Raw genomic sequence first — 13,219 nt, 5'->3', positions numbered from 1 at the left:
AAAACGCCCGCGCTTGTTCGGCGCGGGCGTCATTGCCTTTTTACTCGGATTCTTCCAGGCTTTCCAGCTCGGCACTGCCCAGGCCGGAAACCGTCAGCCCGCCGGTGACATACACCGAGGAGGCGTCGTAGCTTAACGTGACCTTGTACTGCTTGCCGGGCGTCAGGCCGGAGATCGTCACGCTGCGGCAGTCGCCGTCGGCACGGAAATAGGTCGTGGACTCCGGCACATAGGCGACCTTGGCGCGGTCATCGGTCAGCTGCCATACGGCCAGCTTGTAGTACATGTAGGTTTCCTTGGTGGCCTCGGTCGTGGCGTAGGAGGTCAGCGTAATGCTGTCGGACCCGGCCACAAAAAAGTCGGTATTGCCCATCTGTACACCGTTAAAGGAGACATACATCGTGCTGCCCTCGGCATAGCTGACAAAGCGCGCGGCCGAGGTATCCATCCCGGCGGGGAACACCACCTCGCCGCCGTCCTCGGCAAAGACGCGGGTATCGGTGTCGTCGTCGGCATCCTCGCTGACAAGGCCCAGCATGGTGCAGACCTTGATGATAATGGGCTTGAGCGTTTCTTTGGGGGAGCAGGCGGTCAGCGTAAGGCACAGGCAAAGTGCCGCGGCCGCCGCAACAAGAGGCTTGCGTTTCATTATAAAAACCCTCCACAGGTATAAAAGCCAAAAGCGTACAGTACATTATACCGCAACGCGGCGCAAAATGCAAACGGCAGAATTGTAAAAACTGCGTCCGATTCTGCCCCTTTACACCGTCACATCGCCCACCAGCATCTGCCCGGCGGGGTCAATGGCAAACACCGTGCATTTGCGGGGCGGCTCCTGCCTGGGGATGCACAGCCCGCCCTGCTGCGGCTCGGCAAAGTGGAAGGTGCGGTGCGCGGTGGAGGCATGCACGGTGCCGTCGGCCTCGGTCCAGGCCAGCAGCCCGCCGTGGGCGCAGAAATCGTCCCCCAGGGGGTGCTCCTCCCCGTTGACGTACAGGCGGTAGATGTCCGGGAACTCGGTCCCGACGGGACGTATCCACGCGCCTGTGCGGGTGCGCGGCGCGCGGTGCGCACCGTTCGGCTGCGGGCGCATCAGCAGGGCGACGTTGTCCCACGCCACCATAAAGCTGTCCAGCGGCATGGCGGTCTCGGTGTCAAAGTCGTTTTCGGCGGCGCAGGGGTCGCACAGCAGCACCTGCGGGGTGCTGTTTACGGCGGTAAAGCCGCGCACGGCGGCAAAGCGGCGCTCCGGCAGGCCGGCGGCTATCTCGGCGGGGGTGGATTGCAGCGCCACCACCGCGCCGAAACCGTGGCGGGCCTCGTCGCGCAGCAATGCCAGATTGCCGTAGCACACCCAGGTCGGGAACCCCCACGCTGCGGCGGCGGCAGCGGCAAAGCAGAGGTTTTGCGTATCGGTGTCATCGGTGCGCCAGTCCCGCACGATTTGCGCCAGTTCCTCCGGCAGAAGGTCGGCGCCCCAGCGGTTGGTCAGGGCGGTCAGGCTGCAGGCCATGTCCATCCACGGGCGCAGCGCAGGGGCGCGGCGGGCGGCGGCGTAGGGCAAAAGATGCATCCGCGTGTTGATGGGGCGGCCGCCGGCGGGGATGCCGTCCTGTGTGCGCACACTGGCGCAAAGCAGGCTGACGGCGGGGGTCAGGCGGTCGGATTTTGTGTACAGGTAGATGCGGATCTGCGCCTGTTGGCCGGTCTTGCTGTCCAGCAGCAGCACATCGGGGCGGCGCTGCAGGCAACCCTTGTCCTGCGGGGCGGGGGATTCGCGGCGCAGAAAACGGCTCCATTTGCCAAAGCTGACCCAGGTCGTCCAGTTGCCGTCCACCATCACGCGGGCCTGCACCTCGACTGCAGTCTGGTCGGGGGCGTCGGCGTTCCAGCTTACGCGCAGCGCGTCAAAGGCGGGCATCGGCAGGGGTGCGCTGGTGTAGCAGCCGTAGGGCACATAGCTGCCCTGCACCAGATCCAGCACGATGCGCCCGTCCGAGATCGTTACATTGTCCAGCTCACCGCGCATAAAAACGTCGGTGTCACGCAAAATTACAGTGTTTCTTTCCATGGTGCAGCCCCTTTACAGGTCGTGGTTCTCCGCTTCGCGGGCGGCCAGGCGCTCATTGATTTCGGCATCGCGGCGCTCTTTCAGCGTTTCTTCCAGGCGGAACACCTTGTCCAGGCCGGGGTAGATGACCATCAGCGCGGGGACGACGGGCAGCCAGAACCCAAAAGCGAGGATAACGATAATGCTGGCGGGCAGCGTCAGCAGCATGACCACCCAGTACACGGCGGTGATGGCCGCCGCAGCCAGTGTGCGCGGCAAAAAGCCGAAGAACATCAGCGCGGCATTTTTGATCAGTTCCGTCAGCGGCAGGTCCACCAGCGGGATCTGCGCAAACAGCCAGACAAAAAAGCCCACGCAGACAAACATGCCCACAACGGCCGCCGCCCACATCAGGGTGGACGGGCTGCCCTCGTTTACCATATGGAACAAAACAGCCGTCCAGCCGCCCAAAAACAGCCCCAGCAGGGCACCGGGCACAAGGCTTTGCCGCCAGTTCTGCCGCCAGGCGCGCTTGTAGGTGTGCCACCAGTAGCCCGGCTCGTCGCGCAGGGCGCGCAGGGTCGTGTCGGCCATGCCCACCAAAAACGGCCCGCCCAGTGCTCCGCCCAGCGCGCCGCCCAGGGCGCACAGCAGCGGGGCGTGCGCCATCAGGCCGAACAGCACGGCTGCAAGCCCCGGCACAAAGGCCGCGCAGCACAAAAAGCTGGAGCGATACAACGCCCACAAATCGCGCCCCAGCAGTTCAAAAAAACGGGCGATGCCGACTTTGCGGCCCGAGGATTCGTTCATAAAAAAGCTCCTTGTTTTTTACCGCATATTTTGACTTATATGCGGACACACAGTATAATAATAACACAGTATAATCATACCGTTCCGCTGCCCTGTTTGCAAGGTTTTGTTAAAATAAGTTTACAAATATTCCCGCAAAAATATGGTACAATAAGGCAACTGAGGTTAAAAGGAGATTTTGCCATGGCATGGGTCACAAAAGACAGCGTCGAAACCTACTCTGCGCCCGAACCGCCCAAGGAATACACCAAAAAAGAAAAGGCCGCCAACTGGTGGCACTACAACGGCAAACTGGTGGCCGTTGCGATCGTGGCCGTGGTTTTGATTGCAGTGTTTGTTAAGGATACCGTGCTGCAGACCCGCCCCGATATCAAGATCGGCTATGTCGGCACCGCCGAGCTGCCGCAGGACACCGTCACCGCTTTGCAGGACGCGCTGACCCCCTTTTGCAGCGACCTGAACGGCGACGGCAAGGTCGTGGTGCAGATCAGCCAGTACACGGTGGACTTTGCCGGGGAGGAAAGCAACACCGACGCCTACTACCAGATGGCGGGCGTCACCCAGCTGAGCGCCGAGGTCACCGATGGCGAAACCTTTATCTATATTTTGCAGGACCCGGCGGGCTTTGAAAAGAACACCGGCGTACTGCGGTATCGGGACGGCACCCAGCCCGACGACGCCGAGACCCTGCCCGACGATGCCTGGCAGCAGATGGTCTACCGCTGGGGCGACTGCCCCGTGCTGGCCGGGCTGGAGCTGGGGCAGTACGACGGCTACACCCTGATGGACGACCTGACAGGCGACAACCAGGACGTGCTGGCAAATTTGTACATCGGCGCGCGCGGCGTCTGGGGCGACAAGAACGCCGACAAGTTTGCCGCCGGGGAGGCCCTGTGGCAGCAGCTGACCGCCGGTGCCGCAGAGTGACCGCCATGAAGATGCCCGAATGGCTGCGGCGGGCACTGCGCCGCCGCCCGCGCCCCGCCGACCCCCACAGGGGGCTGCAGAACCCCTATCACCGCTGCTTTACGCAGGACCGCACCTTTGAGGAGCTGGCGCGCGAGGCGCGGGAAAAGCAAAAGAATCCCCCGAAGGAGCCGTGAGCTTATGCCGAAAATCATCGAAGTGACGGAGATTTCCGCCCCCGAACTGGACGTCTACGCCCGCCTGACCGAAAACGCCCTGCGCAGCCGCGCCGAGCCGGAAAAGGGCATTTTTATTGCCGAAAGCCCCAAGGTCATCGGCACGGCGCTGGACGCGGGCTGTGAGCCGCTTTCCTTTTTGATGGAGCGCCCGCACATTGCGGGGTCTGCCGCCGCCGTGCTGGCGCGCTGCCCCGATGTGCCGGTGTACACCGCCGACCGCGCGGTGCTGCAGCAGCTGACAGGCTACACGCTGACCCGCGGTGTGCTGTGCGCCATGCGCCGCCCCGCCCCGCGCACGGTGGCCGAGGTCTGCCAAAACGCCCGCCGCATCGCCGTGCTGGAAAACATTGTGGATTCCACCAACCTCGGTGCGATCTTCCGCAGCGCGGCGGCGCTGGGCATGGACGGCGTGCTGCTTTCGCCCGGCTGCTGCGACCCGCTGTACCGCCGCGCCGTGCGCGTCAGCATGGGCACGGTGTTTCAGATCCCCTGGGCGCGGCTGGATTGCTGGCCCGCCGGGGGCATCGACACACTGCACGCCCTGGGCTTTAAGACCGCCGCCATGGCGCTGGACGACCGCGCCATCAGTGTGCGCGCCCCCGCCCTGCAGCGCGAGGAAAAGCTGGCCGTTGTGCTGGGCACCGAGGGTGACGGTCTGGCCAAAACGACGATCGCCCAATGCGATTACACGGTCATGATCCCCATGCGCCACGGCGTGGACTCCCTCAACGTGGCCGCCGCGGGGGCTGTGGTGTTTTATCAGCTTTGCGAGTGAGCGCCCGACGCGGGAATTGCGCGGTGCCGCCGCCCTGTCAAACGCTTTCCCCTCTGGTTTGCAGCCAATACTCCCCCATGCTGGCGCCCGCGCGGCCGGTGCATTCGTCGCAAAGGTAGGCGGCCAGCCCCGCATCGGCGGGGTTCCACGCCAGCGCCTGGGCTTCGGTTTCAAATTCCACCTCGGCGTACCAAAAGCCGGTGGGCGCATCGGGGTCCACACAGTTGACCTCCAGGGTCAGCCCGCCGGGCAGGGCGTAGCCGCGGCGTTCCTTGCGGATCAGCGGCTTGCCGATGAGGTGTTCCAGCTTGGCAAACAGGTCGGCGTCGATCTCGGTCTCGATCTCCTCACGGCTCAGCGTGCCGCTGCCCTTAAAGCAGAGCACCAGTGCGGTCCTGCCGCCCTGCAGGGCTTCGCGCCGTATGCGCACGGTGGGGCGCACACTGATATAGCCCTGATCCATCTGATACAGCGAGGTCTGGGGCAGGTTTTCGGGCCAGCCTTTGACAAACCATTTGCGTTCGATTTCCATAGAATATCCTCCCGTTCCGCCCGCCCCGCAGAAGGGCGGAATTTTTTTAATAAGAAATACAGGCTGTCGAAAAACCGTCTTTGACTTTATGCAGCATTTGCAACCTATCGAATGGTTTGTAGGGAACGGTCTCGACCGTTCCGTGCCGCCTTGCCCAAAACACGACACAGTGAGAAAGCCGCGCGCCGTTCGGCGCGATTTTATGCGCTGCGCGCGGCCATATGTGCGGATGGGTCAAGACCCATCCCTACAAATATTCCGGTAACAGGCTTTTTCTACAAGCTGGGCGTTTCGCCCACGGCAAAACATTTTTGCTGTACTGCGCATCCCCTTTTCGGTTTGCGACCAGGGGGAGCAAACCCCACCTTATTTATTATCTATTATCTTTTATCTATTATCTTTTGTTTATATCAGTATACCACACTCCCCCATTTCTCCGCACCCTACATTTCCCCCAGTTTTTGGGTGAAAATCGGGCAATTTTTTAGCGTTTCGCCAGTTGCAATTTGCCTGCGTTGCCCGTATAATAGAGTCATAACAGCAAGGGCGCTGCGAATGTGTTTTCGCAGCGCCCTTTTTCACTAAGTCCCCCAATAGAGCAGTGAAGGAGTATGAAGTATGGCAGCAACTGTTATGGAACTCTACGGCAGCAAGGTTTTTAACGAGCACGAAATGCGCGAGCGTTTGCCCAGCTCGACCTACAAGAGCCTGAAGGCCACCATCGAAAAGGGCCAGCCCCTGGACCTGGAAGTCGCCAACGTCGTCGCCAGCGTTATGAAGCGCTGGGCGATTGAGCAGGGTGCCACCCACTATACCCACTGGTTCCAGCCCCTGACCGGCATCACCAGCGAAAAGCATGACGGCTTTGTCAGCCCCCAGCCGGACGGCACCGCCATCATGGAATTTTCCGGCAAAGAGCTGATCAAAGGCGAGCCGGACGCATCGTCCTTCCCGTCGGGCGGCCTGCGCGCCACCGCCGAGGCCCGCGGCTACACCGCCTGGGACCCCACCAGCTATGCCTTCGTCAAGGATGACACGCTGTGCATCCCCACGGCGTTCTGCTCCTACACCGGCGAAGCACTGGACAAAAAGACCCCGCTGCTGCGCTCGATGCAGGCCATTTCCGACCAGGCCTGCAAGGTGCTGCATCTGTTCGGCAAGGATGTCGAGCGCGTAGCGACCACCGTCGGCCCCGAGCAGGAATACTTCCTCATCAAAAAAGAGGACTACGACAAGCGCCTCGATCTGGTTCTGACCGGCCGCACGCTGTTCGGCTCTGCCCCGTCCAAGGGTCAGGAGCTGGAGGAGCACTACTTCGGCACCATCCGCCCCATCGTCTCCGACTTTATGAAGGAGCTGGACGAGGAGCTGTGGAAGCTGGGCATCCCCGCCAAGACCAAGCACAACGAGGTCGCCCCCTGCCAGCATGAGCTGGCCCCCATCTACGACACCACCAACGTTGCCATCGACCACAACCTGCTGACGATGGAAATGATGAAGAAGATCGCCGCCAAGCACGGTCTGGTCTGCCTGCTGCACGAAAAGCCCTTTGAGGGTGTCAACGGCAGCGGCAAGCACAACAACTGGTCGCTCGGCACTTCCAGCGAGAACCTGCTGGATCCCGGCGACACCCCCATGGAAAACCTGCAGTTTATGGTGTTCCTGACCGCCGTCATCAAGGCCGTGGACGAGTACGCCGACCTGCTGCGCACCAGCGTGGCCACCCCCGGCAACGACCACCGTCTGGGCGCCAACGAGGCACCCCCGGCCATTATCTCCATCTTTGTGGGCGAGGAGCTGGAAGCCGTCATCGACGCCATCTGCTCCGATTCCCCCTATGCCGGCCCCGTCAAGATGAAGATGGACCTCGGCGTGGACGTCCTGCCCAAGTTCAGCAAGGACACCACCGACCGCAACCGCACCTCTCCCTTCGCCTTCACCGGCAACAAGTTTGAGTTCCGTATGCCCGGCTCTGCCGAGAACCTGTCGGACTGCAACACCATCCTGAACGCCGCCGTTGCCAAGGCATTGAAGGACTTTGTGGCCGCCACCAGCGATGCCGCCGACTTTGAGTGCGCCGCCGCCGCGTGGGTCAAGAAAACGCTGACCGAGCACCGCCGCGTTATCTTCAACGGCAACGGCTACACCGAGGCCTGGGAGGCTGAGGCCGAGCGCCGCGGCCTGCCCAACCGCAAGAACACCCCCGACGCGATGATTGCCCTGAAAGAGGAAAAGAACATCGCCCTGATGGAGGAATTCGGTGTTCTGACCAAGACCGAGATGCTCAGCCGCCACGAGGTCGAGATGGAGCATTACGCCAAGATCATCAACATCGAGGCCCGCACCATGCTGAAGATCGCCAACAAGCAGCTGATCCCCGCCGCGACCGCCTATATGGGCGAGCTTGCCGGCAGCGCCGCCGCCAAGGCCGCCGCTGTGGAGGGCATTTCCACCAAGGCAGAAACCAAGGTGCTGACCGCCCTGAGCAAGTACACCGACGAAATGTCCGACGCCGCCGACGCCCTGAAGGCCGCCACCGACGCCGCCAGCGCCCTGACCGACGAGAGCGCCAAGGCCCACGCCTTCCACGATGAAGTTGTGCCCGCCATGGCCGCCCTGCGTGCCGCCGCCGACCTGGCCGAAGAACTGGTCGACGAGGAATACTGGCCGCTGCCCTGCTACAGCCGTATGCTGTTCTACACCGAGTAAGCGGGACAAAGTTTGACATTCTCTTTCTTCCTATTTTCTTACACCACCCAAAAGGCTCACCTGCAACGGTGAGCCTTTTGGGTATACGGGGGAAAGGTAGGGTGAACTTTATGGGTAACCTGTAGGGGCGGCATATATGCCGCCCGCCGCAACCATCCCGGCAATGCAGCCTAACGGGTAAACCGCGCGGGACGCATATATGCGTCCCCTACAAACCTGCCGGAAACAGGCGGTTTTGCCTATAACCGCTTACCCTCCGGTTATTTGTAGGGAACGGTCTCGACCGTTCCGTGCCGCCTTGCGGCAACGCCAACCTACCGGGTACCCTGCATTATGGCTTTTTCCCTACGGGCACACCAAATCTCAACTTTCAACTCTCCACTCTGTCATTTGACCACAGGAGGCTCCTATGAAACGTACCGCACAGGACATCCTCAATTTTGTCGAGGATAATGACGTCAAATTTGCCAAACTCACCTTCTGCGATATTTTCGGCAACCAAAAAACCGTATCCCTTTTTGCCCGCGAGCTGCCCCGCGCCTTTGAGCAGGGCATCAGCTTTGACGGCTCCTCCATTGCAGGGTTCCTGAACGTGGAGGAAAGCGATCTGGTACTGCACCCCGACCCCGACACCGCCACCGTGCTGCCGTGGCGCCCCGCCGAGGGCCGCGTTATCCGCATGTACTGCGACATTACCCTGCCCGACGGCCGCCCGTTTGAGGGCAACTGCCGCGGGTATCTGCAATCGGTGGTAAAGCGCGCCAAGGCCCGCGGGCTGATCTGCAACGTCGGCTGCGAGTGCGAATTTTACCTGTTCGAGACCGACGAGCACGGCAGCCCCACCCACACCCCGCTGGATCGCGGCGGCTACTTTGACATCCCGCCGCTGGACAAGGGCGAGAACCTGCGCCGCGAGATCTGCTTTGCCATTGAGGAGATGGGTCTGCACCCCGAACACAGCCACCACGAAAGCGGTCCGGGCCAGAACGAGGTCTGCTTTTTGTATGCGGACGCGCTGCGCTCGGCCGACAACCTGAACACCTTCAAGAGCACCGTCAAGGCCATTGCCGCCCGCAACGGCCTGTTTGCCAGCTTTATGCCCAAGCCCCTGGCCGACAAGCCCGGCAACGGCCTGCACGTCAACCTTTCGCTGCTGCGCGACGGCAAAAACCTGTTTGACGGCTTTACCCCCGACAGCGAGGCCGGGCATTTTGTGGCGGGCATTCTGGCCCACGCGCGGGAGCTGACGGCCTTCTGCAACCCCGTGCCCAACTCCTACGCACGGCTGGGCGCCAACGAGGCACCGCTCTACGTCAGCTGGAGCCGCCAGAACCGCAGCCAGCTGGTGCGTCTGCCCAGTGCCATAGGCGACCTGTGCCGCGTGGAGCTGCGCTGCCCCGACCCCGCAGGCAACCCGTATCTGGTCATCGGCCTGATCCTGGCCGCCGGGCTGGACGGCATTGACCGCAATCTGCCCCTGCCCGACGCGGTAAACCGCAACCTGTTCTGCCCCGGCGCGGCACAGGGGCTGGAAAGCCTGCCCCGCACCCTGCGCGAGGCCATCACGGTGGCCGCCCAGAGCGAGTTCATCAGCCAAGAGCTGCCCACAGCGCTGCAAAGCAAATATTTTGAGTACCAGACCCTGCTTTGCCATGACTTTGAGTCTGCCACCGACCCCGCCGCCTGGAACCGCCAACACGGATTTTTGATCCTGTGACCCGACAAAAGGGGGGATTTCCGTGGCAAACGCGCTGATCGTATCGGCGGGCAACAACGCCAACGAGTATCTGGCCCGCCATGTGGCCGAGCTTGGCTACACCCGCCCCGCCATAGTGGCCAGCGGCGGCGAGGCACGCCGCCGCATGGACGGCAAGGATTTTGAAGTTATCATCATCAACACGCCCCTGCCCGACGAGTTTGGCCACGAGCTGGGCATGGACGCGGTGCAAAAAAGCGATGCCGGTGTCATTTTGCTGGCCAAGACCGGCACGGCCGAGCAGATTTCCGACAAGCTGCAGGACTACGGCGTGCTGGTTCTGGGCAAGCCCTTTTCCGCCGTGCAGTTTCGGCAGACCGTGCAGATGGCGGCAAGTATCTGCCGGCGTCTTAATTTGGTGCGCGCCGAAAACGCCAAGCTGCAGGACAAGCTGGCGCAGCTGCGGCTGGTGGACCGCGCCAAGTGCTTTTTGATCGAAAAGCGCGGCATGACCGAGGCCGAGGCGCACCGCCTGATCGAAAAGACCGCCATGGATACCCGCAAGAGCCGCGGCGAGGTGGCGGAGGAAATTTTGGAGGCCGAGGAGTAGGGGGCGGTTTTTTCACGGGTACTCCGTAGGGGCGGGGCATGCCCCGCCCGCGACTTTGCGGCTATAACAACATAACGGGTAAATCGCACATATGGCTTCCCCCTTTGGGGGAAGCTGTCACCGCAGGTGACTGATGAGGGGATGCCTGCCGGACATTTCCCCCTCATCCGGCGCGTTCCGCGCCACCTTCCCCCAAAGGGGGAAGGCTCTTGCGCCCCTTGCAAAATTCGTGGGTTGTGCTATAATCCCTGTAGCACTTACAGGAAGGAATCAGCTCAACCATGAACGAAAAATGGCAGGAAATCATCAAGCAGGCGGCGGTCATTACGCTAAGCATCACCATTATGGCCATAGGTGTGTATTTTTTTAAGTTCCCCAACAACTTTGTTTTCGGCGGGGTAACAGGCACGGCGGCGCTGGTCGCCAAGCTGACGCCCATCTCGGCCAGTGCCTTTTCGTCGGCGGCCAACATTATTTTGCTCGTCGTCGGGCTTATCTTTTTGGGCAAGAGCTTTGCCATCACCACGGGGTACGCCTCGGTGCTGCTGTCGTTTGAGCTGATGCTGCTGGAAAAATTTGTGCCCATCGACGGTCCCCTGTCCGACCAGCCCATGCTCGATCTGGTGTTTGCCATTGCGCTGCCCGCCATCGCGTCGGCGCTGCTTTTTAACGTAGGTGCGTCCAGCGGCGGCACCGATGTCATCGCCCTGATCGTGGAAAAATACACCCATCTGCACAACATTGCGGCGGCGCTGTTTTTGACCGACCTGTTCATGGTCGTGGCGGCCTGCTTTGTGTTTGACCTGTACACAGCGCTGTATTCCTTTGTGGGTCTGGCGGTCAAGTCGCTGGTCATCGACGAGGTGCTGGAGCGCATCAAGATGTGCAAGTCGATTTTGATCGTCTGCGACGACAAGGACGCCGTCTGCGAGTTTATCATGCAGAACCTGCACCGCGGCGCCACCTACACCCCCTGCAACGGCGCCTACACCGACAAGCCGCATTTTATGATTTTTACCACGCTGACCCAGCGCGAGGCGGACTGCCTGCAAGAACACATCCACGACAAAAACCTGAACGCCTTTATGACGATGCTGAGCACGACCGAGGTGTTCGGCAAAGGGTTTAACCATTAAACAACGGCAGCCGCCCCTAACGGGGCGGCTGCCGTTATCTTAATCGTGCGTTTTATTTCGTTGTGTAGACCGCTTATTCTTCCTCCATCCCGTCCAGGTAGCCATACGGCACAACGTCGTAGGCCTCGGCCAGGTGGTCGCGCATCCACATCTCGGCGTCCAGGCGCACACTGTACCCCGCGCCGGGGTCGGTCATCCACTCCTCCGGCTTGCGGAAGGGCAGCGCGTGCTGGCTGAGCATGTTCATGATAACGCCGCCATGGGTCACGCAGGCGGCCTCCTCGGTGTGGGTGCGCAGCATGTACTCAAACATTTTCATCAGCATGGCCGACGTGCGGTTGAAAAACTGCTGACGATCCTCGGCCCCCTCGGGCACGGTGCGGCAGGTGGGGTCCATCCACTGTGCAAATTCGGGGTCCATCACCAGCTGCTGCAGGGGTTGGCCCTCAAACTTGCCGAACGCCATCTCGCGCAGGTCCTGCAGCTCGATCTGCCTTACCCCGGGGAATAAAATCTCCGCCGTTTCGGTGGCGCGCACCATCGGGCTGGTGAACACCAGCGGCACCTGCGGGTAGGCAAAATCCTTTTTCAGCGTCTTGAGCTGGGCGCGGCCCTCGGCACAAAGGGGCAGGTCGGTGCCGCTGCCGATGTACAGCCCTTCCAGGTTGCCCTGGGTCAGACCGTGGCGGATCAGATGCAATTTGTAATATTTCAAGGCGGTTACGCTCACTTTCTATCGGGTTTCCTTACAAGAATACCGTAAAACGGGCATCTGTTCAACCCAAAATGGTTACAATTTGGTTACAGTTTCGCTCTGTCGCAGCGTTTTGCCAAATTTTGCCCACAATATTTATAGCCCGCCGCGCATACGGCAACCAAATGTGGGAACAGCCCCCTTGCAGGGCGAATTTTTGCGCGAAATATGGGGTTTACAAAGCGTTTTTTTGCAAGTATAATATACATCATGTAGAAACGTTGAGCAGCCGGCATTGCGGCGCGGCTGCAGAAGAGGAACACTTATGGCCATTGAGTTCAACCGTATTCTTACCATGCTGCGCAAAGAACGCGGAATCACCCAGAAACAGGCGGCACAGGATCTGGGCATCAGCCAGGCGCAGCTTTCCCATTACGAAAAAGGCATCCGCGAGTGCAGCCTGGCCTTTGTGGTGCAGGTGGCGGACTATTATAATGTAAGCTGCGACTATCTGCTGGGCCGCAGTGCCGAGCGCAGCGGCCAGACCATCCAGGTCGAGGATCTGCCCGAGGCCAACACCCCCACCACAGGCAGCGTGTACCGCGGCAGCGTACTGCCCACGATGTACAAAAAGCTGATTGAAAACTCGCTGGATATTTTGTACGATAAACTGCAGGAAAGCAAGGACAAGCAGCTGATCACCTGCGTGAGCCGCTACCTGATGCTGGCCGTGTACAAGATGTTCCGCATGATGTACGATGCCTCCGGCCGCAATGTCGTGGGCATGTTCCGCATCAGCCCTGCGCGCTGGCAGGGCAGCGCCGATGCCGCCATGCACCTGACCGAGGGCGAGCTGAACGCCGTGCTGCTGGGCGAGGACGCCAACCACGACAGCATCGACCCCGCCACCATGAGCCTGAGCACCGAGCGCCTGACCGCCGATTACCCCCGCCACGCCACCAGCTTGCTGAACCTGGTGAAAAACGCCGAGGAAGCCATGCGCGGCTTAACGCGGGAGAGCAACTGACCTGCAACGCAAAACGACCGCCCATGGGCGGCCGT

13 protein-coding genes are annotated in these 13,219 nt (G+C 61.2%); 8 read left to right on the top strand and 5 right to left on the bottom strand.

Translation table 11 applies throughout. The annotated features are described in order from the left end of the window. Window positions 1-40: 40 nt before the first annotated feature. The 3 genes from Q0I19_RS10475 to Q0I19_RS10465 all read right to left on the bottom strand — a co-directional run bounded on the left by Q0I19_RS10475 (window position 41) and on the right by Q0I19_RS10465 (window position 2,860). On the bottom strand, window positions 41-649 hold the full coding sequence (locus Q0I19_RS10475) for a hypothetical protein (protein ID WP_294760365.1): 609 nt from the start codon (window positions 647-649) through the stop codon (window positions 41-43). 111 nt (window positions 650-760) lie between these two features. Continuing rightward, entirely contained in the window at window positions 761-2,071 is a 1,311-nt protein-coding gene (locus Q0I19_RS10470; RefSeq protein ID WP_294760367.1) for a hypothetical protein, read from the bottom strand. 12 nt (window positions 2,072-2,083) lie between these two features. Next, the gene (locus Q0I19_RS10465; protein WP_294760369.1) at window positions 2,084-2,860 is read right to left on the bottom strand and encodes a hypothetical protein; all 777 of its coding nucleotides are present in this window, start codon (window positions 2,858-2,860) and stop codon (window positions 2,084-2,086) included. 183 nt (window positions 2,861-3,043) lie between these two features. On the opposite strand from Q0I19_RS10465, the gene Q0I19_RS10460 reads away from it, so the two are divergent. Genes Q0I19_RS10460 through Q0I19_RS10450 form a run of 3 tightly spaced genes read left to right on the top strand, consistent with a single transcriptional unit; the run spans window position 3,044 to window position 4,780 of the window. Continuing rightward, window positions 3,044-3,787: a hypothetical protein gene (locus tag Q0I19_RS10460; protein ID WP_294760371.1), complete on the top strand. Its 744-nt coding sequence runs from the start codon at window positions 3,044-3,046 to the stop codon at window positions 3,785-3,787. Then, window positions 3,754-3,963: a hypothetical protein gene (locus Q0I19_RS10455; protein ID WP_294760372.1), complete on the top strand. Its 210-nt coding sequence runs from the start codon at window positions 3,754-3,756 to the stop codon at window positions 3,961-3,963. Before Q0I19_RS10460 ends, Q0I19_RS10455 begins: the two co-directional genes overlap by 34 nt. 4 nt (window positions 3,964-3,967) lie before the next feature. Beyond that, window positions 3,968-4,780, top strand: a complete 813-nt coding sequence (locus tag Q0I19_RS10450) for an RNA methyltransferase (RefSeq protein WP_294760374.1) — start codon at window positions 3,968-3,970, stop codon at window positions 4,778-4,780. 37 nt (window positions 4,781-4,817) lie between these two features. Here Q0I19_RS10450 and Q0I19_RS10445 read toward each other — a convergent pair whose 3' ends face one another. Next, window positions 4,818-5,312, bottom strand: a complete 495-nt coding sequence (locus Q0I19_RS10445) for a hypothetical protein (RefSeq protein WP_294760376.1) — start codon at window positions 5,310-5,312, stop codon at window positions 4,818-4,820. Between the two features lie 618 nt (window positions 5,313-5,930). On the opposite strand from Q0I19_RS10445, the gene Q0I19_RS10440 reads away from it, so the two are divergent. From Q0I19_RS10440 to Q0I19_RS10425, 4 genes are all read left to right on the top strand, one after another. After that, window positions 5,931-8,021 carry a glutamine synthetase III gene (locus tag Q0I19_RS10440; RefSeq protein WP_294760377.1) on the top strand — a complete coding sequence of 697 codons (2,091 nt, stop codon included), beginning with the start codon at window positions 5,931-5,933 and terminating at the stop codon, window positions 8,019-8,021. Window positions 8,022-8,430: 409 nt separating this feature from the next. Next, on the top strand, window positions 8,431-9,738 hold the full coding sequence (locus Q0I19_RS10435; protein WP_294760379.1) for a glutamine synthetase family protein: 1,308 nt from the start codon (window positions 8,431-8,433) through the stop codon (window positions 9,736-9,738). Between the two features lie 22 nt (window positions 9,739-9,760). After that, window positions 9,761-10,327, top strand: a complete 567-nt coding sequence (locus tag Q0I19_RS10430) for an ANTAR domain-containing protein (RefSeq protein WP_294760381.1) — start codon at window positions 9,761-9,763, stop codon at window positions 10,325-10,327. Window positions 10,328-10,608: 281 nt separating this feature from the next. After that, a complete protein-coding gene (locus Q0I19_RS10425; protein WP_294760382.1) occupies window positions 10,609-11,463 on the top strand; it encodes a YitT family protein in 855 nt (284 codons plus the stop codon). Between the two features lie 73 nt (window positions 11,464-11,536). Here the strand turns inward: Q0I19_RS10425 and Q0I19_RS10420 are convergent, their stop codons facing one another. Next, window positions 11,537-12,193 carry a histidine phosphatase family protein gene (locus Q0I19_RS10420; RefSeq protein WP_294760383.1) on the bottom strand — a complete coding sequence of 219 codons (657 nt, stop codon included), beginning with the start codon at window positions 12,191-12,193 and terminating at the stop codon, window positions 11,537-11,539. Window positions 12,194-12,482: 289 nt separating this feature from the next. On the opposite strand from Q0I19_RS10420, the gene Q0I19_RS10415 reads away from it, so the two are divergent. Then, complete coding sequence (locus tag Q0I19_RS10415; RefSeq protein ID WP_294760385.1) at window positions 12,483-13,184, top strand: helix-turn-helix transcriptional regulator; 702 nt, start codon at window positions 12,483-12,485, stop codon at window positions 13,182-13,184. Window positions 13,185-13,219 lie beyond the last annotated feature (35 nt).

It is taken from the genome of uncultured Gemmiger sp. (assembly GCF_934561205.1).
Lineage (GTDB): Bacteria > Bacillota > Clostridia > Oscillospirales > Ruminococcaceae > Gemmiger.
Note: the sequence above shows the minus strand (reverse complement) of the source record. Positions and strands in the feature narration are given on the sequence as shown.

Bases quoted from the DNA above. Each gene is read 5' to 3' on its own strand.
- Q0I19_RS10475 (WP_294760365.1), bottom strand. From the start codon at position 649: ATGAAACGCAAGCCTCTTGTTGCGGCGGCCGCGGCACTTTGCCTGTGC.
- Q0I19_RS10470 (WP_294760367.1), bottom strand. From the start codon at position 2,071: ATGGAAAGAAACACTGTAATTTTGCGTGACACCGACGTTTTTATGCGC.
- Q0I19_RS10465 (WP_294760369.1), bottom strand. From the start codon at position 2,860: ATGAACGAATCCTCGGGCCGCAAAGTCGGCATCGCCCGTTTTTTTGAA.
- Q0I19_RS10460 (WP_294760371.1), top strand. From the start codon at position 3,044: ATGGCATGGGTCACAAAAGACAGCGTCGAAACCTACTCTGCGCCCGAA.
- Q0I19_RS10450 (WP_294760374.1), top strand. From the start codon at position 3,968: ATGCCGAAAATCATCGAAGTGACGGAGATTTCCGCCCCCGAACTGGAC.
- Q0I19_RS10445 (WP_294760376.1), bottom strand. From the start codon at position 5,312: ATGGAAATCGAACGCAAATGGTTTGTCAAAGGCTGGCCCGAAAACCTG.
- Q0I19_RS10440 (WP_294760377.1), top strand. From the start codon at position 5,931: ATGGCAGCAACTGTTATGGAACTCTACGGCAGCAAGGTTTTTAACGAG.
- Q0I19_RS10435 (WP_294760379.1), top strand. From the start codon at position 8,431: ATGAAACGTACCGCACAGGACATCCTCAATTTTGTCGAGGATAATGAC.
- Q0I19_RS10425 (WP_294760382.1), top strand. From the start codon at position 10,609: ATGAACGAAAAATGGCAGGAAATCATCAAGCAGGCGGCGGTCATTACG.
- Q0I19_RS10415 (WP_294760385.1), top strand. From the start codon at position 12,483: ATGGCCATTGAGTTCAACCGTATTCTTACCATGCTGCGCAAAGAACGC.